General features: G+C 37.6%; 19 protein-coding genes. 4 read left to right on the top strand and 15 right to left on the bottom strand.

From position 1 onward, the window contains the following. Positions 1–133: 133 nt before the first annotated feature. From queA to MT390_RS07715, 10 genes are all read right to left on the bottom strand, one after another. Positions 134–1,186 carry a tRNA preQ1(34) S-adenosylmethionine ribosyltransferase-isomerase QueA gene (queA, locus tag MT390_RS07760; protein WP_499440495.1) on the bottom strand — a complete coding sequence of 351 codons (1,053 nt, stop codon included), beginning with the start codon at positions 1,184–1,186 and terminating at the stop codon, positions 134–136. A 157-nt stretch (positions 1,187–1,343) separates the two neighbouring features. Then, positions 1,344–2,048, bottom strand: coding sequence for a phosphate signaling complex protein PhoU (gene phoU / locus MT390_RS07755; RefSeq protein ID WP_028867646.1), 705 nt, complete (start codon positions 2,046–2,048; stop codon positions 1,344–1,346). Positions 2,049–2,061: 13 nt separating this feature from the next. After that, the gene (pstB, locus tag MT390_RS07750; protein WP_166370203.1) at positions 2,062–2,874 is read right to left on the bottom strand and encodes a phosphate ABC transporter ATP-binding protein PstB; all 813 of its coding nucleotides are present in this window, start codon (positions 2,872–2,874) and stop codon (positions 2,062–2,064) included. Between the two features lie 117 nt (positions 2,875–2,991). Beyond that, complete coding sequence (gene pstA / locus MT390_RS07745) at positions 2,992–4,650, bottom strand: phosphate ABC transporter permease PstA (protein ID WP_499440492.1); 1,659 nt, start codon at positions 4,648–4,650, stop codon at positions 2,992–2,994. 16 nt (positions 4,651–4,666) lie between these two features. Beyond that, positions 4,667–6,892, bottom strand: coding sequence for an ABC transporter permease subunit (locus MT390_RS07740; protein WP_499440490.1), 2,226 nt, complete (start codon positions 6,890–6,892; stop codon positions 4,667–4,669). A 356-nt stretch (positions 6,893–7,248) separates the two neighbouring features. Further along, positions 7,249–7,605 carry a 50S ribosomal protein L20 gene (gene rplT / locus MT390_RS07735; RefSeq protein WP_025564056.1) on the bottom strand — a complete coding sequence of 119 codons (357 nt, stop codon included), beginning with the start codon at positions 7,603–7,605 and terminating at the stop codon, positions 7,249–7,251. 16 nt (positions 7,606–7,621) lie between these two features. Then, a complete protein-coding gene (gene rpmI, locus MT390_RS07730; protein ID WP_025564055.1) occupies positions 7,622–7,819 on the bottom strand; it encodes a 50S ribosomal protein L35 in 198 nt (65 codons plus the stop codon). A 96-nt stretch (positions 7,820–7,915) separates the two neighbouring features. Further along, on the bottom strand, positions 7,916–8,473 hold the full coding sequence (infC, locus tag MT390_RS07725) for a translation initiation factor IF-3 (protein ID WP_205962978.1): 558 nt from the start codon (positions 8,471–8,473) through the stop codon (positions 7,916–7,918). Between the two features lie 5 nt (positions 8,474–8,478). Then, complete coding sequence (gene thrS, locus MT390_RS07720) at positions 8,479–10,386, bottom strand: threonine--tRNA ligase (protein ID WP_166370209.1); 1,908 nt, start codon at positions 10,384–10,386, stop codon at positions 8,479–8,481. Between the two features lie 140 nt (positions 10,387–10,526). Continuing rightward, entirely contained in the window at positions 10,527–10,790 is a 264-nt protein-coding gene (locus MT390_RS07715; protein ID WP_166370211.1) for a YebG family protein, read from the bottom strand. Between the two features lie 131 nt (positions 10,791–10,921). Between MT390_RS07715 and MT390_RS07710 the strand changes: the two genes are divergently transcribed. The 4 genes from MT390_RS07710 (at position 10,922) to rsmF (ending at position 16,472) form a co-directional block, all read left to right on the top strand. Beyond that, positions 10,922–11,515 carry a paraquat-inducible protein A gene (locus MT390_RS07710; RefSeq protein WP_499440486.1) on the top strand — a complete coding sequence of 198 codons (594 nt, stop codon included), beginning with the start codon at positions 10,922–10,924 and terminating at the stop codon, positions 11,513–11,515. Next, positions 11,508–12,140, top strand: a complete 633-nt coding sequence (locus tag MT390_RS07705) for a paraquat-inducible protein A (protein ID WP_499440484.1) — start codon at positions 11,508–11,510, stop codon at positions 12,138–12,140. The genes MT390_RS07710 and MT390_RS07705 overlap by 8 nt, the downstream gene beginning before the upstream one ends. Further along, a complete protein-coding gene (locus MT390_RS07700) occupies positions 12,130–14,808 on the top strand; it encodes a PqiB family protein (RefSeq protein WP_499440482.1) in 2,679 nt (892 codons plus the stop codon). Before MT390_RS07705 ends, MT390_RS07700 begins: the two co-directional genes overlap by 11 nt. A gap of 221 nt (positions 14,809–15,029) precedes the next feature. Further along, positions 15,030–16,472, top strand: coding sequence for a 16S rRNA (cytosine(1407)-C(5))-methyltransferase RsmF (gene rsmF, locus MT390_RS07695; protein WP_499440480.1), 1,443 nt, complete (start codon positions 15,030–15,032; stop codon positions 16,470–16,472). 152 nt (positions 16,473–16,624) lie between these two features. Here the strand turns inward: rsmF and MT390_RS07690 are convergent, their stop codons facing one another. From MT390_RS07690 to MT390_RS07670, 5 genes are all read right to left on the bottom strand, one after another. Beyond that, complete coding sequence (locus MT390_RS07690) at positions 16,625–18,028, bottom strand: undecaprenyl-phosphate glucose phosphotransferase (protein WP_499440479.1); 1,404 nt, start codon at positions 18,026–18,028, stop codon at positions 16,625–16,627. Positions 18,029–18,125: 97 nt separating this feature from the next. Further along, entirely contained in the window at positions 18,126–19,376 is a 1,251-nt protein-coding gene (gene wecC, locus MT390_RS07685; protein ID WP_166370223.1) for a UDP-N-acetyl-D-mannosamine dehydrogenase, read from the bottom strand. A 7-nt stretch (positions 19,377–19,383) separates the two neighbouring features. Next, positions 19,384–20,505: a non-hydrolyzing UDP-N-acetylglucosamine 2-epimerase gene (gene wecB, locus MT390_RS07680; protein WP_499440477.1), complete on the bottom strand. Its 1,122-nt coding sequence runs from the start codon at positions 20,503–20,505 to the stop codon at positions 19,384–19,386. A gap of 791 nt (positions 20,506–21,296) precedes the next feature. Beyond that, a complete protein-coding gene (locus MT390_RS07675; protein WP_166370227.1) occupies positions 21,297–21,521 on the bottom strand; it encodes a DUF2835 domain-containing protein in 225 nt (74 codons plus the stop codon). Next, positions 21,502–22,290, bottom strand: coding sequence for a methyltransferase (locus tag MT390_RS07670; protein WP_499440474.1), 789 nt, complete (start codon positions 22,288–22,290; stop codon positions 21,502–21,504). The genes MT390_RS07675 and MT390_RS07670 overlap by 20 nt, the downstream gene beginning before the upstream one ends. Positions 22,291–22,435: the final 145 nt, after the last annotated feature.

Raw genomic sequence — 22,435 nt, 5'->3', positions numbered from 1 at the left:
TTGATTGAACAATTATTAAAACGAACTGAATCATGACCTTTGATCTAAGTCATTGATTTGAGTTTTAATGTCTTACTTTTTTAGATTAATAGCTTAAAAAGCTCTTTTTAAGGCTTTATTAATTAGTTTTTAGTTAATTTTTAGTTAGTTTTTTAGTTAAAAACATTGCATCGCCATAACTAAAGAAACGGTATTTGTTTTCAATCGCAGTTTGATAAGCTTTATCTATATTTTCTTTGCCACAGAAAGCACTGACCAACATTAATAAAGTTGATTCCGATAAGTGAAAATTAGTGATCATGGCATCAACTACCTGGAACTGATAACCCGGATAGATAAAGATACTGGTTTCAGAAAAGAAAGGAGCAAGCGCCAGCCCTTTTGCTAAGGTAACACTAGCAGCACTTTCCACGGAACGTACCGACGTTGTGCCAACCGCAATCACTCTGCCACCCGCCGCTTTAGTGGCATTAATTTTATCCACAACTTGTTGCGATACCTCTGCATACTCGCTGTGCATTTGATGATCGAGTATATTATCAACTTTAACTGGCTGAAAAGTCCCAGCCCCCACATGCAAGGTAACAAAGGCGAAATCGGTTCCTTTTGCCGTTAACTTATCTAAAATGGCTTGATCAAAGTGCAATCCCGCAGTTGGCGCAGCAACAGCGCCGGGATTTTTATTATATACCGTTTGGTAGCGTTCTTTATCGGCATCTTCATCGGGTCTATCGATGTAAGGGGGTAAAGGCATATGGCCAATACGCTCTAAAATTTGTAATACCGTCTCATTGCTGTCCACTTTAATTTCAAATAATGGACCTTGACGCTGCACCATTTCAGCCTTAACGTCATTTTCTAATAATAACTGACAACCTGGTTTAGGTGATTTTGAGCTACGAACATGGGCTAGAAAAGACTTCTCATCTAATACCCGCTCCACTAGCACCTCAATTTTACCGCCCGTTTCCTTACTACCAAATAAACGCGCTGGAATAACCCGTGTATCGTTAAAGATAAGTAAATCATTAGCATTCACTAAATCAATAATATCAGTAAAGTTTAAATGGCTTAATTCGCCCGCGTTTGCCTGTAATGAAAGTAAGCGACTATGGGTACGCTCCGGCGTTGGGTAACGCGCAATCAATTCTTCAGGAAGGTGAAAAGAAAAATCAGCAACTTTCATGTAACGGTTCCAGTAAATAAAACGCGCAGTATACCTGATGCCACATGGGCTGAAAAGGTTTCTCGATTTTAAAAGCAGCAGAAATATAAAAGCGAAGCTGAATACATTCAACTTCGCTTTTATAAATAGCAACGCTTGTAGGATAATCTGTTGAGCTTTACTCAATCAATGAATTGATCTCTTCTTCTGTTGCGTGTCGAACGTCAATCCCTTTTACTAAGTACACGATTTGCTCACAGATATTTTGGCATCTATCACCAATACGTTCGATAGCACGTGCAGAGGCTAATACATTTAATACAAAGGGTACAGAACGCGGATCTTCCATCATAAAAGTCATCAGTTCACGTAGGATACTCTCGTACTGACGATTTACTTTTTTGTCTTCATTATGCACGGCAATAGCAGTATTAATATCTAAACGAGTAAAAGCATCTAACGCATTATGTAACATTTTTAATACAATCTGCCCCATGTTCTCTAGCCCAATTAATGAAGGCACTTTTTTACCGTGATTCTCAATGACCATTTTAGCAATCGCAACAACACTGTCCCCGACTCTTTCAAGCTCAGTTATCGTTTTCATAATAGTTAGTATTAAGCGTAAATCACTGGCGGCTGGCTGGCGCTTAGCAATGATTCGTGAACAATCTTGATCCACTTTGGTTTCAAATTGATTCACTTCATTATCTTTAACTATTACTTTACGCGCTAGCTCTAAATCATTATCCGCCATTGCTGATAAAGCATCGCCTAACTGTTGTTCAATGAGTCCACCCATCTGCATAACTTGGTTACGCACACTTTCCAGTTCACTATTAAATTGTCCTGAAATATGACGGTTTAAGTTTAAGTTTTCCATTTTATTTCCTTATCTAACCGTAACGACCGGTGATGTAATCTTCTGTCTGTTTTTGTTTTGGTGAAGTAAACAATGTATTCGTATCTGAGTATTCAATCAATTTACCCATGTACATAAAGGCGGTTTGATCCGAGACACGCGCCGCCTGTTGCATGTTATGTGTCACAATCACCACGGTAAATTTTTTCTTAAGCTCAGTAATCAGTTCTTCAATCGTTAGTGTAGAGATAGGGTCTAGGGCAGAGGTAGGCTCGTCTAATAACAACACCTCTGGTCCAATTGCGATAGCACGAGCAATCACTAAACGTTGCTGTTGCCCACCAGAAAGACCAAAGGCATTATCGTGTAGCCTATCTTTCACTTCATTCCATAAAGCGGCACCACGCAGTGATGTTTCACAGGCTTCATCCAGTGTACGACGATCGTTTATCCCCTGTAATCGTAAGCCATATACCACATTCTCATAAATTGACTTTGGAAAAGGATTAGGACGCTGAAATACCATGCCTATACGACGACGTAAAGATGCAACATCTACCGATTTATCATAAATATTGATGCCTTGTAACTCTATATTACCGTCTACACGACAAATCTCTACGAGGTCATTCATGCGATTAATACAACGTAATAACGTTGATTTACCACAACCCGATGGTCCGATAAATGCGGTGACTTTACCCTTTGGTATTTTCATCGATACATTATGTAACGCTTGTTTGTCACCGTAAAACAGATCTAAGTTTTTAATCTCCAATGCTGTATTTTCAGCGGTTAAAGCACTTAAATCATTACCTTTTACATTTAAATTTGATAAATCAATCATTGTCTTTCCTAATCTTTATTCACACACAAGACTGTGTCTGTTTTTAAAATGTGTCATTGATCATGTGCAGCCATGCGCGACTCTTATCAACGCTGGCTGCGTATTGTATTGTTATTTTTAATGCTCTAATGAGCGGTATTTTTCACGTAAATTATTACGGATTGAAATGGCCGCTAAATTTAAGCCAATAATCACAGTCACTAATAAGAATGAAGTGGCATACACCAGTGGTCTTGCTGCTTCTACATTGGGACTTTGGAAACCAACATCATAGATGTGAAAACCAAGGTGCATGAACTTTCTATCCAAGTGTAAGAATGGGAAATTGCCATCTACAGGTAACGTGGGCGCTATCTTCACCACACCAACCAACATTAAAGGAGCTACTTCACCCGCGGCGCGGGCAACGGCTAAGATCAGTCCTGTCATAATAGCAGGGCTCGCCATTGGAATAACAATACGCCATAACGTTTCCGACTTGGTTGCGCCTAATGCTAATGAACCTTCGCGTAGTGTACTTGGGATGCGGCTTAGCCCTTCCTCAGTTGACACAATTACCACGGGTAAGGTCAAAATAGCCAAAGTTAACGCTGACCATAATACACCAGGAGAACCAAAAGTAGGTGTTGGTAATGCTTCTGGGTAAAGTAGTTGGTCAATACTGCCACCTAAGATATACACAAAGAATCCTAAACCAAATACACCGTAAACAATTGACGGAACCCCCGCTAAGTTAATCACAGCAATACGAATAAATTTAGTAATATTATTTTTGCCGGCATATTCATGCAGATAAATAGCAGCAACCACACCAAATGGGGTAACGATCACAGCCATTAACATCACCATGAATACGGTACCAAAAATAGCAGGGAAAACACCACCTTCTGTATTAGCTTCACGCGGGTCGCTACTTACAAACTTATAAACCTGATGGAACCAATGCCCTACTTTCTGCATAAAGCTCATGTCATTAGGTTGATAGAAATCTAAGATATAAGATAACGGCATCGTTACTAAACGCCCAGTCATATCTTTCACTACCACACTATCGCGTTTAGCTTGATCTCGGTAATCAAATAACTCATTTTCTAATGCTAAGTACTCGGCGCGTAAGCTATCACTTTGAGCAGCAAATTCAGCAATCTTTTGTGGTGTTAGACTACCATCAAGCTCTAATTTACGTTTATTTAAGCGAATTCGATCTAAGTCGTAGTTGATACGCCCGATATCACCAGTCAGCAACGCATGTTCTTTGTTTCGAAACTCAAGCGCACGTTCAATGCGCTTATTTAGCTCATCAACCAAGCCACTTTTTTCAATATTTAACTTCTGCTCGCCCTCATTAATAGCATCAAGGTATCCATAAAAATTACCGTTTTTGGTTCTTTCAAACACAACAATATCGTTGGCAATTTTTTTATCTTTAATAATAGTTTCCAATATCCATTGGAAATCCAAATCAACATACTCACGGTTACCTATTTTAATCAAAAAGCGTTGCAAAGAATCGCCTTCGTTCTCAAGACCGATCACCCCTGCATCAAGTAACTGTTGCTTTAGTACACTTTCAGTGTCGTATATTTCACCTATTAATACTGATTTTTGACCTTGCTCATTTTGCATATCAAACTCATACACAGTAGCAGGCCAAAAGAAACTTAATCCTCTCCATCCGATTAATAAGAACAACCCTATTACTGCAATCAAACTCAAACTTACAGCGCCACCGGTCATCCAAATCCACGGTGTGCCTGATTTAAACCACTTACCCATAATAACTAACTCCTATTTATAGGCTTGAATATTTTTCACGCAAACGCTGACGAACAAACTCAGCAATGGTGTTGAAAAAGAAGGTGAAGATGAACAATACAAATGCGGCTAGGAATAGGACGCGGTAATGTGAACTACCCACTTCAGATTCAGGCATTTCAACAGCAATATTCGCTGATAAAGAACGCATACCTTCAAAGATGTTCCAATCCATAATCGGGGTATTACCCGTCGCCATTAGTACGATCATAGTTTCACCCACTGCGCGTCCCATACCCATCATCACCGCAGAAAAAATACCTGGGCTAGCGGTTAAAATAACCACTTTAGAAAGAGTCTGCCAACGTGTTGCTCCTAACGCCAATGACCCCATGGTTAAACTCTTTGGTACACTAAAAATAGCATCCTCAGCAATCGAAAAAATGGTTGGGATAACTGCAAACCCCATCGCAATACCAACAATAAGCGAGTTACGTTGGTCAAAATTAATGCCTAATTCATTGGTCAAATACATACGCGTATCACCATTGAATAACCATAATTCAAGCGTATCGCTAAAGGACATAGATAAATAACCCGCAGCCACCAAAATAGGTAATAGGACCAGCGGTAACACACCTTCGCTGATTTTATCGCTTAATGACTTGGGTAAATTCGACCAAATCAGGGCTGCTACTAACACGCTAGCAGGTAAGGTAATTAATAATAATACGATCCCAGGTAATTGGCTTTCAACAATAGGTGCTAACCATAGGCCTGCTAAAAACCCTAAAATAACCGTAGGTAATGCTTCCATGATTTCTACGGTAGGTTTGATATAAGTTCTAATGCTTGGCGCCATAAAGTAAGCAGTGTAAATAGCCGCTGAAATACCAATGGGCACAGCAAATAACATGGCATAGAATGCTGCTTTGATGGTACCAAATGAAATCGGTACTAAACTCATTTTTGCTTCAAAGTCATCACTTGCAGATGTCGACTGCCACACATATTGCGGTTCAGGATATCCCTCATACCAAACTTCTTGCCATAATGCAGACCAAGTGATCTCAGGATGTTCATTTTCAACATGATAAAGTGTAATAGACTTGCTATCTGCGCTGAGGATTGCATTCGCACGCGGAGAGATAGCTACGATTAAGTTACCTGCATCAGTAATAGACTCAGTTAATAACTCAGTTTCGCCTGTGGTATGAAAAATAGATAAGTCACCGGAAGCTGTCGTGGTTAAAAAACCTTTACGGAAAAACTCAGGAACAATACTCGTCACCGCTGATGATGATTTAAAATCGCGAATGAAAGTAAATTCACGTTTATTATCACTTAACACTTCAAACCACTGGCTGATCACACCATTATCATTAGCGACTAACAATGAACTAGCTCCGGTTAGTAAAGCCATATGACTAACGTTACTGCCTTTTGCATTGATTTTAAGTGCCGTAGTAATATGTATATTGTTAGTTTCGGAAACATCGTAAACCAACAAATCATTACCACTACGTACAAATAATTTGCTCAGATTAGGTGTTAATAGTAATTGATCTACTTGTTGAGGAAATGAAGGTAATTTAAATAACGATTGCTCCCAAACCGTTTCATCGGTCATCATATTTTCTTCAGCGGTTAATAGTAGAAACAACCCTTCGCCATTACCTTGTACTGCAGCTAAACCGGCATATTCAGGATTTATCTCAAAAGCTAAATGCGTTAATGCTTGCTTACCTTCAGAAACAATAAAATTATCTTCACCAAGAGGGAAACTAACTTCAGGCGTAATTAAGCGTTTATCTTTGGGATAAGATGTCACAAAACTTGGTTTAACAATCTTCACTTCACCTCGATCATTACTGATTGCATAAATACCCGTAGACGCCATTGTTTTAGCAATATGCTGAGTATTAGTTAAGGCTTGGTACTGTAGTAAGTTTTCGCCTAAATCATTTTTCCTCAATGAATAAAAGCTTAATAAACCTTGTTCATCAAGCTGGTAGCTAACTTCATTTTGCTCATCCAGACCCAATGCATAAATTTTTGTTGAATCTTGACGTTGAAAGGATTGTGTTTGTTCGATACTCACGGGTGCAAAAATAGGTAATACGACATACAATAAATACCCAAAAATTAATAACAATGCGACAAGCACCAATGTGCCGCCTCCTGTTACACCATATTTAACCAACTTATCCTTAACCACTCGCTTTTTATTCGCTTGCAGCATGGTCGCTAAATCACGTTCCATTTACTATCTCCAACATAATTGATGTGGACGATTATATTGCTCTTATGTGACAGTTATATGACAACCTTATTGATACTGACATTTATAGCAATTGCATTAAATAACCGATCAGTCTTACTGGTTAAAGTGCATCTCTTGTAGGTTATAAATTGTGCAAAGAAAAAGGCATTACGTTACAAATATTGAAGATAAATCTCATAGATAAAAGCTTGAGGTTGTTACTGAAGTAAAAGTCATATCTGCCAGCAAGGTAAGGTTTAGATAATGTAATCAAAGTAGAGAAAGATGGAGAGGAATTTTAGATCAAAAAAAAGGAGACAAATGCCTCCTTCTTCAATTCTGTTAATCAATAATGATTAAGCTAGCGCTTTTTTTGCAACTTCTACTAAATGAGCAAATGTTGCTTTATCAAATACAGCGATGTCAGCTAGGATCTTACGATCGATTTCAACAGAAGCCTTTTTAAGACCATTGATGAAACGGCTGTAAGATAATCCGCTAATACGAGATGCAGCGTTAATACGTGCAATCCATAGTTGACGGAACTGACGTTTACGTTGACGACGGTCGCGGTAAGCGTATTGACCAGCTTTAGTTACTGCTTGAACTGCTACGCGATAAACACGTGAACGAGCTCCGTAATAACCTTTAGCTTGTTTTAAGACTTTTTTATGGCGTGCACGAGCTTGTACACCGCGTTTTACTCTTGGCATTTTATATATTCCTTACTTAAGCGAATGGTAACATTCTGTTAATACTAGGTACGTCTACTTTAGCTACCATGCTTTGAGCACGTAGATGGCGTTTACGTTTAGTAGATTTCTTAGTAAGGATATGACGTAAGTGAGATTGCTTACGTTTAAAACCACCAGAAGCAGTCTTTTTAAAGCGCTTTGCAGCACCTTTGTTAGATTTCATTTTAGGCATTGCGAACTCCGCATTGTTAAAATATTAAATTAAACCAGTAAGGCGAGTAAATAGTGCGAATATTCTCACATTCGCACATCAATACTACTTTATGCCTTAGCTAGCACGTTTAGGGCCAAGTACCATCACCATTTGACGACCTTCCAGCTTAGGGAAGGATTCGACAGTTGAGATTTCAGCTAAATCGTTTTTAACGCGATTTAGTAATTCCATTCCAAGTGATTGATGCGCCATTTCACGACCACGAAAACGTAGCGTTACTTTGGCTTTGTTACCCTCTTCAAGAAAGCGTATCAGGCTGCGTAGTTTTACCTGATAATCGCCATCATCAGTCCCAGGACGGAATTTTATTTCCTTCAACTGAACCTGTTTCTGATTCTTCCGTTGTTCTTTAACGGATTTACTCTTTTCAAAGAGAAATTTGCCATAGTTCATGATGCGACAAACTGGCGGCTCAGCATTTGGGCTAATTTCTACTAGATCCAAATCTGCGTCAAATGCCATGTTTTTTGCTTCTTCTAAAGAAACAATACCTACCGGCTTACCTTCTGAATCAGAAAGACGTACTTCAGTACCAGTTATTTCATCGTTTAAACGATGTTTATTGCCCGTTTGCGGGGCTTTTTTTGCACCTTTTATAACAAATTCCTCCAAGTGATTTATGATCGTGCGATGATTTCTTGTTTTACATGGTCAACAAAATCATTAACCTGCATTTTACCAAGGTCATCACCCTTACGTGTTCTTACTGCAACTTCATTTGCTTCGACCTCTTGGTCACCCACAACTAATAAGTAAGGAACGCGCTTTAATGTATGCTCGCGGATTTTAAAGCCTATTTTCTCATTTCTCAAGTCCGAAATGGCTCTAACACCCGATTTTTTCAATTTATTTACTACTTCCGTGACAAAATCAGACTGTTTGTCCGTAATATTCATCACAACCACCTGTTGAGGTGATAACCAAGTTGGGTAAATACCTGCATACTCTTCAGTTAAGATACCAATGAAACGCTCTAAAGAACCAAGGATTGCACGGTGAATCATCACTGGTGTATGTCGTTCGTTATCTTCACCAACATAAGTTGCGTCTAAACGACCCGGCATTGAAAAATCTAACTGTATTGTACCACATTGCCATGCACGACCTAAACAATCATACAAGGTAAATTCTATTTTTGGACCATAGAAAGCACCTTCTCCTGGCAAGTACTCAAACTTAACACCGTTTTCATCTAATGCATTTGCTAAAGCCGCTTCAGATTTATCCCATGTAGCATCATCACCAACACGTTTTTCAGGACGAGTAGATAATTTAACCACAATATCTTCAAAGCCAAATGTTTTATAACATTCGAATACCATATTGATACAAGCAGATACTTCTTCAAGAATTTGAGCTTCTGTACAGAATATATGCGCATCATCTTGTGTAAAGCCACGTACGCGCATTAAACCATGCAAAGAACCTGATGGCTCGTTACGGTGACATGAGCCAAACTCAGATAAACGTAATGGTAGATCTCGGTACGATTTTAAACCTTGATTAAAGATTTGTACGTGACCAGGACAGTTCATTGGCTTGATTGCATAATCTCTGTTTTCACTACAAGTACAGAACATGCCATCTTTATATTTATCCCAATGACCCGATTTTTCCCATAAAGAACGATCTAGAATCTGTGGTGCTTTTACTTCTTGGTAACCAAAAGCTACGGTCTGTTCGCGAATGTAACTTTCAAGCTCGCGGAAGATAGTCCAACCATTTGGATGCCAGAACACCATTCCTGGCGCTTCTTCTTGCATATGATAAAGATCTAACTGCTTACCAATTTTACGGTGGTCACGTTTAGCAGCCTCTTCAAGACGTTTTAAATAAGCATTTAACTGTTTTTTGTCTGCCCAAGCTGTACCGTAGATACGCTGTAGCATTTTATTATCAGAGTCAGCACGCCAATATGCGCCTGATACTTTCATCAATTTAAACCATTGGCTAAATTTCATCATCGGTACGTGAGGACCACGACACATATCGATATATTCTTCATGATGATATAAACCAGGACGATCTTCTTTATCAATACCTTCAAGAATTTCTAATTTGTATGGTTCATTACGTTCAGTGAATACAGCAATAGCTTCATCAACGCTGACTTTCTTTTTAACAACTTGATAGTTAGTTTTAACTAACTGTTGCATGCGTTTTTCAATTTTAGCTAACTCTTCATCATTAATGGTTACATCAAGATCAATATCATAGTAAAAACCATTATCAATGGTTGGTCCTATTGCCATTTTTGCTTGTGGATACAATTGTTTAATTGCATGGCCTAACAAATGAGCACAAGAGTGACGTAATATTTCTAAACCTTCATCATCTTTATTGGTGATGATTGAAACTTCTGCATCGTGTTCAATAGGGTCACAAGCATCAACAAGTTGTCCGTTAACGCGACCTGCAATACAAGCTTTCGCTAAACCGGGGCCGATATCTGCTGCGATATCCATAATTGAAGTAGTAGTGTCAAATTGACGTTGATTTCCATCGGGAAGAGTAATAATTGGCATGCTAATTCCTCACAGTGATGCTTCCAACCAAAAAGCATTTGTATTTGTTAAAATTGAGGAAAGTATTTTAGAGTATTAAGGAGCACAATAAAAGGTATTGAAGGTTAATTTATCAATACTCCCTTAAATTCTATCTGTTTTTATGCGTCGGCTTTGTCAATCGTCTCTTGGTCAAACAACTGCCCCTTGAATAGGTTTTGCAATACATCTTTATTACTTGCTACATATAACCCTAACTCTTCCAGTTGCTGATCATCCAATGAAACTGGACTCTGGCTTAAGAACAATGCAATTTGATCAGCGCTATCTAGCATTTTATCGTATGCATCGGCTTCTTTTTTACTGGTAAAGGTCATTTTTTCAACACCTTTTCTTTCTACTATGTATTTAATGATGACTGCCACGGTGGCCTCTTTTAATAACTAATTAAACATGGTTTTATATACAGTAAAACTATTTGTAATAGAATGCAACTTTTGTCATCTTAAAATTAGTTTGCTATTCTCCGTGAATGTTAAATTATTGATAATAAACAATGCAGACAATTATTTGCAGTCACTGTGACTTAGTATCACAAAAACCAACTTTAGCGGCAGGCTATGTTGCAAAATGCCCACGCTGCGAGCGTATTCTGTACAAAAACAAAGCTGTCAATGCGAATAAGTTGTTTGCCTTATCAATAACAGCGTTATTGATCTGTATTCCAGCCTTTTCATCTCCCCTAATATCTATTCATTTATTAGGTATTACGGAAGAAGCTAATCTATTACAGGGCGCAATTATGATGATTGATATTGCCCCTATCGTCTCTTTTGTGGTGTTATTTTGTGCGGTGGTTGCACCAGTATTGTTAACTTTATGTATTACTTTTAGTAGCGGCTGCGTCGTATTCAACAAACGCCCTTCATTATTAAACCCAGTACTTAAGTTAACAAGTGTTCTATTCCATTGGTCAATGTTAGAGGTGTATCTAGTTAGCTTTATGGTCGCGGTATTTAAATTAATTAGTTATGCAGATGTCTATTTTAATAGTGGGCTGTATTTTTTTGTGGCGTTACTGATACTAAACATGTCTATGCTCTGTGAATACAGTAATACAAAATATTGGGAATATTTGCGTAATGAGTGATCTACTAGAACCCGGTATCAGCGCCATGCAACAGGGTAGGCAGTTATGTAAGGTCTGCACCATGGACTCTTTAATTTCAGCTAACACAACTCATTGCCCTTATTGCGGTAGCCCAATCTCAGTGCGCATTAAGCATAGCCAACAAAAAACGTGGGCTTTGTTGCTGACCGCGATAGTTTTTATCATTCCAGCCAACCTATACCCTATTACCTATTTACTAAAAAATAGTACACTTTATCCTGATACTATTTTTTCAGGTATAATCAGCTTATTTAATAGTGGTATGATAGGCATTGCCCTTATTGTTTTTATTGCCTCTATCCTAGTACCTATATTAAAGATTGTTGCACTTTCTTTCATTTCACTTGCGGTGCATTTTCAATGGCAGCTGTCCCCTAAAAAACAACTATTTGCTTTCAAAATAGTTGACTGGGTAGGACGTTGGTCAGTACTCGACCTATTTGTTATATCAATCATGGTAGCAGTCTTTGATAAAGGAAATTTTTTATCAGTTTACCCAGGTATCGCCGCTACTTCATTTACCGTTGTGGTTATCACCACATTATTTGCCGCGCAGAGTTTTGATACTCGTTTAATATGGGATGCTAATACCAATGCAAAATAACCCTGCTGACCAAGCAATTATTGCTAAGTCACGTTCAATTTCCCCGATTTGGTTTTTACCTTGTATTGCAGCCCTATTAGGCATCTGGATTTTATTTCAAAATATCACCCATGAAAATGAACAAGTCACTATTCACTTTAAGCGTGCCGACAGTATTATCGTTGATAAAACGAAGGTACGATATAAAGGTGTCATTGTTGGAACAGTAAAGAAAGTAGAGCTTGACGAAGTAGATGGCGTTAATGTTATTGCAGAAATAGAATCTCATGCGGTGTTTTTATTGAAAGAGAAAAGTCAATTTTGGTTAGTTTCTCCAAAAGCTTCATTAACTTCAATATCAGGTTTAGATACTTTATTTTCAGGTAGCTATATCAATTTATTGCCCGGTGAAGGTGAGCCAGAAAACGAATTTATTGCTACTGATGAACAACCTATTAGTATTCCTGATAATGCATTATTACTAACCCTTAAAAGTAAAAGTGCAGCATCAATCAATGTGGGTACACCGATTTTCTACAAGAAGATACAGGTTGGGGAAGTCGCCCGCGTTCGCATTGATAAGTCAGGACAATTTATCAATATTCAAATATTCATTGAGAGTAAATATAGCCACCTGGTCAAGCAAAAAAGCCGCTTCTGGAATATCAGTGGTTTAAATGCCAACCTGTCACGTGCAGGTATCGATTTTAAACTAGATAGTTTAACCGCACTTATTGCGGGAGGCATTACTTTTAATAGCCCGGCTTCATCTTCGCCACCGAAAGCTGATAAGCAATATCAGTTATTTGATAATATTCACGATAGCGAACAAGGTTTGTCTATTTTATTAAAATTAAAAGACACCCATAATTTACCAAACAGAGCTGGCATTTTATTTAAAGGGCATGGTATTGGCCGAATAGATAAGATTCGTTACGACAGCAATAGTCAATTATTTTTAGCTGAAGCGACGATTAACCCTGCATTTGCCGAAATGATGACCGAAAACGCACAATTTTGGGTAGAAAAAACCGCCCTTTCATTTTCTAAAATAGAAAACCTAGGCAATGTTATTACCGGTGATTATATTAGCTTTACGCACAGTCAACAGTACCAACAAGAAACGCCACAATCGGAATTTTTATTAGCGCAACATAAAGATTCAAACAACGAGTTAACATCAGTCACACTGACCGCTGATAATGCTGATGGTTTGACTGAAGGAGCCCCCGTCACCTATAAAGGCCTAAAAATTGGCACAATAAGCACACTAAAATTGAGCAAAGACAGCCAACATATTAAAGTGTTACTCAATATACAAAATAAATTTGCTTATTTGATCAGCCAACAAAGTAAATTTCATTTATCAAGTGGTCTAGATTTTAAAGCATCTTTAACTGGGCTTGAGCTAAAGAGTAAACCGATACAAAATATTATCCAAGGAGGTATTACCTTATATAATAGCCAGCGAGTGCTAAAAAAACAGGCCTCAGAGAAGCAAGCTTCAAAGAATAATTTTAATAAACCTTTTTATTTATATTCATCTAAAGAGACAGCTAAGCTTGGTAAAAATGCATTTGCTTCGCCACTTAATGTTACATTATTAAGTAAAGAGTTACCTTCTGTTAGTGTCGGCTCTCCGGTTTATTATCATAAATTACAAGTCGGTGAAGTAAGCGCCTTAGCACTGCATGATTCAAGCTTAATGCAAACTAGCCTTAAAATTAATCCTCAGTTCAAACATTTAATTTCAGATAGCACCGTATTTTGGAATATTAGTGGTATTAAGGTCGATGCGAGCCTGTCCGGTATCAATATCAATACAGACTCTTTGTTAGCTATAGCTGCAGGCGGTATAGCACTTGAGCTTTCTTCAAAAGCGATCGCTAATAAAGTGAGCACTGGCCAATATCGTTTATTTGATAGCTTCCAACAAGCAACCAACCCTCCTAAACAATTAACGCTTACCTATGACGATGCCTTTGATCTAAAAGCGGGTAATAAAGTAAAACTTCAAGGTTTAGTGGTCGGTGAAGTCAATCAGCTTAAACTTAACAAGCACAATAAAGTCATTGTCACATTGGATATAGAGCCTCAATATTTTAATAAAATAGCTAAGCAAGGGAGTCGATTCTGGATTGTGCGCAGTAATATTTCATTATCTGGCACTAAAAACTTAGACACTCTAATCAGTGGTGTATTTATTAATGTATCACCTGGTAAAGGCAATTTAATGGCAAGCTTTAAGGGCGAAACGAATGAACCCTTATTAGCGCAGCATCAAACCGGACTGCCAATCACTTTATTAGCGAATAATGCCGGTTCTACTGATATTTCAAGTCCGGTTTATCATCGTCAAATACAAATTGGGGAAGTCATCGATAAACGTTTAAATAGCAACGCATCGGGTGTTGAAATCATTATTAACATATATCCTCAATATGCCCATTTAATCCGTACTAATAGCGTATTTTGGCCGGCTTCTGGTTTCAACTTAGACGTTGGTATTACAGGTGCGGCATTAAAATCAACATCACTGTCTTCATTGCTTAAGGGTGGCATTAATATGAGCACACCAGATGACCAAAAATTACAACCAGCAAGCAATGCTTTCTCTAGTTTTAAACTGCAAATAGAAATAGAAGATGAGTGGTTACAATGGAAAATGAAAATCCCCAACGGTAATTAATTTAACTTTATGTTATCTTGCGCACATTTTTATAGCATTGTGCTTACAGAAGCGATCAGTCTATCTGATGAAAAAGTTAAGGTATTCACTTGTCCAATAGATAGCTATTGGCATTGAGAGCAGTACAGGTATTAACTTTTTTAGCCAATAAAAATGATTGGTAACCTAATGTTCGGTGACGTAAGTGAATTGATATTAATGGGCACTCTTTGAGGATTGAAATGGATAGTAATACGTTTATACCACAAGCATTTATCGACAAAATGAGCACCATTTTACCTTCTCATTTAAATGTTGAGGATTTAGTGTCCAGTTGCCGCCGCCCTTTACGACGAGCGATCCGCATTAACACGATTAAGATTAGTGTTGAGGATTTTTTGGTCATTGCTGAAAATAAAAATTGGCAATTAACACCTATTCCTTGGTGTAAAACTGGATTTTGGATAGAACTTGATGAGCAACAATGCCCTTTAGGTAATAGTGCAGAGCATTTGGCAGGTCTATTCTATGTGCAAGAAGCAAGTTCAATGATGCCGGTGTCAGCACTTACCTACCATTTTCAAGGTTCAGCACAATCTACTTTATTAGATGCAGCAGCCGCACCTGGATCCAAAACAACACAATTAGCAGCCTCAATGAACAATCAGGGCTTGATCATTGCTAATGAATACTCATCGAGCAGGATCAAAATGTTGCACGCAAATATACAGCGTTGTGGTATTAAAAATGTTGCTTTGACACACTTTGATGCAAGCGTATTTGGACAATGGTTACCTAACACTTTTGACGCTATTTTATTAGATGCCCCTTGCTCTGGTGAAGGCACTGTACGAAAAGATAAACAAGCAATGAAAAACTGGGATCAAGGTGCGATTGAAAGCATTTCAGGTACCCAGAAAACACTCATTGAAAGTGCATTTCAGGCGCTTAAACCCGGTGGAGTAATGGTCTATTCAACCTGTACTTTAAGCCTAGAAGAAAACCAAGAGGTTTGTTTGTACCTGCAAGAAACCTACCCTGAACAAGTTGAATTCTTATCATTAATAGATTTATTTAAAGGTGCAGATAAAACAGTAACAGAGCAAGGTTTTTTACATATATGGCCGCAAGTTTATGATACAGAGGGTTTCTTTGTCGCAAGCATTAAAAAGACAGGCCATGTTGAATCACCTCAGGCGCATAAACGCTTAGGTAAGTTTCCTTTTCAGCCTGCAGCTGTAATAACTAAAGAAAACTTGTTTAACTATTTTCAGGAACAATTTGGTATCACTGAAATAGAAGGTGTTTTATACCAAAGAGATGATGAATTTTGGTTATTTCCAGAAAACATAGTTCCTTTGATAAATGAGTTACGTTTTTCTAGATTAGGAATAAAAATTGCCGAGCAATTTGGTAAAGGACGCAAATCAGGCTTCAAATGTACTCATGAATTTGCCACCTGTTATGGTCAACAAACAACGTCATCGGTTAGTCTTTTAGCACATCAAGCACGGGAATACTTTCAAGGTAGAGATATCCATGATATCGATACTCAAAATAGTAAAGGTGAAGTGTTATTGAATTATCAGGGTTATATTATTGGCTTGGGTAAATCACTCGATAATCGTATTAAAAATAGTTTACCAAGAGATCTGATCATAGATAAAAATCTATTTGAAGAATAGCACATACTAGGCGAGTAAAAGATTAGCTGGTTTTATAAGCCAGGTAATCTTTTACTGATATTAGTGTTCGTATACAAAAACGCTAACTATTAACGGCAAGCAATAGCGGTAAGTACTAGCAATAACTAACAATCGACAAATCAGTGTTAAATTTAATAGGCATTTTTATTCACAAAACCTTTGAAAATCGTTATGAAAATGATTTTTATATCAAAGCTAATTGACCAAGTTCTAATATATTCTAAATCGAACTCAACGCGCTTTTCCATTTTATCTAATGTATCCGTTTCACCACGCCATCCATTAATTTGCGCCCAACCCGTTATACCCGGTTTGACGATATGACGTAACATATAAAAATCAACTAACTTTCTATATTCTTCATTATGAGCTACTGCATGCGGACGAGGTCCAACTAATGACATACTGCCGGACAGCACATTAATAAACTGTGGTAATTCATCCAGCGATGTTCTACGTAAAAAATGCCCTAACTTGGTGACACGAGGATCCCCTTTTACCGCTTGTTGCACAAAAGAACCGTTATCCATCGAGTTCATAGAACGAAACTTCCATACATTAATGGGGCGACCGTCTAAACCGTAACGCATTTGCTTGAAAAAAACCGGTCCAGGGGAATCTTTTTTGATAAGCAGCGCAATGATTAACATCGGTATCGCAATCACAGATAAAATCAATGCAGCTCCGACCACATCTTCAATACGTTTAATTAAACTTGCAGGCCCTGTCATTGGTGACTCATAGACACTGATGGTTTGAATCGAACCGACATTAGATAAGCGCGAATTAATTAAATTAAAAGTGAAAAAGTCAGGCACTAAAAATACATCAACAGTCGTATCACCTAATGACCGAAGCAACTCCTCAATGCGTTTTTGAGCGGCCAGAGGCAGAGCAATATAAATCACATCAATCTCTCCGGCCTGCGCAGATGCCAACCCTTGACTAATATTACCTAGTAAGCAGTCTTTGTGTTTGGTGGGAGAACGATGGTCAGCTCGATCATCGTAAAACCCAAGTAAAGTAAACCCAGTTTCAGGCTTATTAATAAGTTCATCTGCTAATAATTCACCCGAAGATGTTAAACCAAAAATAGCGACTTTCTTAGTGTAAAATCCGGCTCGTCTTCGTTTGAATAAAAACACGTAAAAAAGAATTCGCCAACCCGCAAGAGCAAAACAGTTGATGATGATCCAAGTGGCAATAATAACTCGGGAGATATCCACACTGGTTTTACTAAAGAATAGAAAGATAACAACGCTAAAAATGCCTGCTACCCAGGATAAAAAAGTATAACTGGTGATACGAGAGAACTCCCCCACTCGCCAGCTACGATAGAGCATTTGGCTTTCAGCAGAAAATGCAAAACCAAGTGAGGCGATTAAGCCAACCACCAAATAAGTATCTGTTAATTGTTCACCTTTAAAGTGAACAATTAAGAACAGGGTTAATTGGATAATGACAAAATCAATGCAACGGTATAATGCTGAATAGGCGTGCGCACTATTATCTTTAACATTGTGTTGAACAGGCATTTACTTCCCTTTAAAAAACATTTCTCGATAAGTTGAAGCAATAAAAGTAGTTATATATAGGTATTATTTCAACTTACAAACCGTTTTAATGCACAAATTAAATAATACCGCGCGTATCTATCACCACTTTTGTTGCGAACTGAGTGCGATCTGTTGCTTTAAATTGTTTATGGTCCACTAAAACGACGACAACATTTGCTTTGTCTAAAGCATCGCTCAAGGAAGAAAGTGTCACACCAGATTCTGACAAAGAAGCGGGAAGTTGCTTGATATTAGGCTCAACAGCAATAATATCACCTAACCCTTTAGCAACGAGGTCCTTAACAATTTCTAACGCAGGACTTTCTCGCAGGTCATCAATATCTGCTTTAAAAGCTAATCCTAAACAAGCAATAACAGGGCGTTTGAATTCATCTGCTGCTTTACATATCTGATCCACAACATAATGTGGTTTAGCGTCATTAGTTAAACGTGCTTGCTTAATTATTTTTGCTTCTTCAGGGCAGCTATCAACAATAAACCAAGGATCGACAGCAATACAATGCCCACCAACACCCGGTCCGGGATTAAGAATATTCACTCGCGGGTGGCGGTTAGCTAGCTTCACCAGCTCCCATACATTGATTTTTAACTTATCACAAATAACAGAAAGCTCATTAGCAAAGGCAATATTGACATCGCGGAATGAATTCTCAGTCAGTTTTGCCATTTCAGCTGTACGTGCATTAGTAACGATGCATTCACCACGCACAAATGTTTCATACAATTGTGTCGCTAATTGGCTACATGCGTCAGACATTCCACCAATCACGCGGTCGTTTGAAACAAGTTCAGTTAATACATGTCCAGGTAGAACACGTTCAGGGCAATGCGCGACTTTTATATCAGCTGCATCACCTTTATCTTGAGGGAAAGTTAAGTCAGGTCGAGCCAGCTTTAACCAACCCGCTAACTTTTCAGTGGTCCCAACAGGAGAAGTTGATTCTAAAATAACTAAATTACCCTTAGTGAGCACCGGAGCAATCATATTTGCAGCGGCTTCAATATAAGATAAGTCAGGAGAGTGAGATGACGAAGCGTCTTCTTTGAAAGGGGTTGGCACAGCGACCATAAACACATCTGCAGGTTCAGCAGTTGTTGTTGCTCGAAGCTTGCCAGTGGTGACAACACTTCGAACGACTATGTCTAAATCAGGCTCTACGATATGTATTTGACCTGCATTAATGGTATTAACCGCATCGGCATTAACATCAACGCCTATTACGTCGAAACCACGAGAGGCAATCACAGCAGCAGTAGGTAATCCAATATAACCTAGACCAATAACAGATATAGTTTTAAATGGCATATTTTATTTAATCCTTTAATAATTCTTTAACAATACGAGCACATGCAAAACCATCACCATAAGGGTTATGCGATTTAGCCATTGTTTGGTATTTTTCATTATCCGTTAATAACAAAATGGTTTCTGAAATAATACGTTGAACGTCCGTGCCGACTAATTTTACCGTGCCAGCTTCAATAGCTTCGGGTCTTTCGGTGGTATCTCGCATCACTAAAACCGGTTTACCTAAAGACGGAGCTTCTTCCTGTACACCACCGGAATCGGTAATGATAAGGTAACAGCGGTTCATAAGATAAACGAAAGGTAAATAATCTTGAGGTTCAATTAAAAATACATTATTTAATGTACTCAATAGACGATTAACCGGCTCTCTTACATTAGGATTCATATGCATAGGGTAAACAATCTGCACATCGGGTTGTGCTTTCGCAATATTCGCTAGTGCTTCACAAATACGTTCAAATCCACCACCAAAACTTTCTCGACGATGTCCCGTCACCAAGATCATTCTTTTATTACTATCCAAAAAGGGAAATTGCTCAGCCAGAGAAGTTTGTAAGCCAGTATCCGATTCTAATTTTTGTTTAACCCATAACAAGGCATCAATAACAGTATTACCCGTCACAACAACATGTTCCTTGGGGACATGTTCTCTAAGTAAGTTGGATTTTGATAATTCGGTGGGGGCGAAATGATAGCGGGTTAACACTCCAGTCAATCTTCGATTTGCTTCTTCAGGCCAAGGAGAATATAAATCACCGGTACGTAACCCTGCTTCTACGTGACCAATATCAATTTGCTTATAAAAAGCAGCTAATGAGGCAGAGAAAGTGGTCGTTGTATCGCCATGAACAAGTACAACATCAGGTTTAAAGTCATCCAGTACCTGCTTGAGACCATTCAATATATTTTCGGTTACATCGAATAAATCTTGCCCGGGCTTCATAATATTTAAATCATAATCGGGGCTAATGTTAAACAACTGCAAGACTTGGTCAAGCATTTCCCTATGCTGCGCGGTAACACAGACTTTACTATCAATTCCGGGCTGTGCCGCAAGCTCATGAACCAAAGGCGCCATTTTTATTGCTTCGGGGCGTGTACCGAAGACTGTTAACACTTTTTTCATTCCAGAGCCTTACAAGTTATTCAATGCTTAATATACATAAGTCAGTAATTTAACTCTTTGATCTTAATTCAACTTTAAAACAGTTAAAAGCCAAAGTATCAACTTACTCTCACATATTCTGACTAACGAGTGTAGGTTACATAGTTTTATTATATATAAAAAACATTAATGTTTGAATTTATCAATTATGACAGTTTTATTAATTAAAAATCAACTTATCACGTTGAAGATAAGCGTAATTTCTATTGTTATTACATAATAGCTAGTTTAAGGCAAAGATCATTGACAATATGACTACGATAACAATTAAATGAAGTTTAAATAATAACGAGGCAAATAAAAAGTCATAAAATAAAAACAGATTACCAAGAAGTTAATAGAATAAAGATGAGTTAGTTAATAAAGAGATCATAACATCAATAAAGATTGCACTGTCGAACTATAAAGCAACGAAAAATTAATTATAAGCAGCTGTTTTAATTAATCATAAAAACAAAAAACTCAATTATGACACAAAATAATAATAACAAAGGAGCATTCCGATATTTTTTCTTTTTGAACGTTTGATAAACATTTTATCATTGAACAATAATATCACTATAAAAAGCGTTTCAAGCTAAAATGCTATCCACTTACGTAAATCACTATTTTTATTAATAAGTAATAAGCTATCAAAATATACTACCGCAATTATTTATGAGGTCTTAAAATAACATTATTCATTGTTAAAACAGTCCTTAAATTCAAGTGATAACGCTCAAAAACTCACAAAATAAATCGGCAGTATTATCTTAATTATATAAACAAATAAGCTTTTGAAATTTATTGTCATCATTTAACTGTAACTCAAAATATCCGCGCACACCTAGCTGAGTAAAAAAAGGGACAAAACGCATCGCAGGTAATTGCAACATTGCACCTTGTTCGCTACGTACTTTTACTACAGTATTAGGAACTCGATATAATTTTTCAAATTCTTGGTAACTGATGCTTATTCTAAAATGGTACCGTTTCATTAGGACTCCTAGTAATGGTAAAGTGGGTATAACGTCCTAATGACGCATAAGGTTCGCGTTGACAATACTTCATTTCCATTGCCAATAACTGTTCAAAATTATGTTCAGAAAAATCTGCAGATTTCATATAATCATGTAAAACGCGAACGCCGGTTTTTTTAATGACAGACATGTTTGCTTGTTTAAGCCAATCAAGTACATCGGCTTCAAATAAAGGATTAGTCGGTGATAAGCGCACTACCTTTTTTCGTGGCATGCCTAACTCTACAAAACTCAAATTACCCGAGACTAAATTAAAGAAACGCTGCGCTTCTTTGTTATAAAACATCAAGGATACTAAGCCATCGTCATTTAGCCAGTTTAATAAACTATATAAGGTCAATTCAGGTTCAGCTAACCACTCTAATACTGCATGATTTAGGATCAAATCAAACTGTCCCTCGACATGTTCATTTAAAGCTTGAATCGCACAATGTAATACGGTTACATTATTTTTATAGGCTTTATCCGCTAATTGTTGTTTAGCAATAGTAAGTAACTCACCAGAAATATCACACAACACCACTTGATGACCTAAAGCGGCTAGCTTTTGACTGAAATAACCAAAACCGCCACCTGCATCCAAAATGCGTAATTTTGGTTTATTTAATCGCTTTATGCACGTTAATAACTCTCGCCAAACAACCTCTTTACGGATTGCACCTTTATCGCTTCCATAAATATTATTAATAAATTTCTGTGCTATAGGGTCAAAATTATGATCAATCACTAAACTATATTCTCATTTTTATTGGTTTTTTGTTAAAGAAAAGGAGATTCTTAAAGTTGCCTTTATTTAGCCAAATTAACGTAACTTATTTGAATTAAAAGCATTTTCCATAAAAATTGCACTTATTACTTATTACTTATTACTT

This window comes from Vibrio sp. 2-Bac 85 (assembly GCF_037546705.1).
GTDB lineage: Bacteria > Pseudomonadota > Gammaproteobacteria > Enterobacterales > Psychromonadaceae > Psychromonas.
Note: the sequence above shows the minus strand (reverse complement) of the source record. Positions and strands in the feature narration are given on the sequence as shown.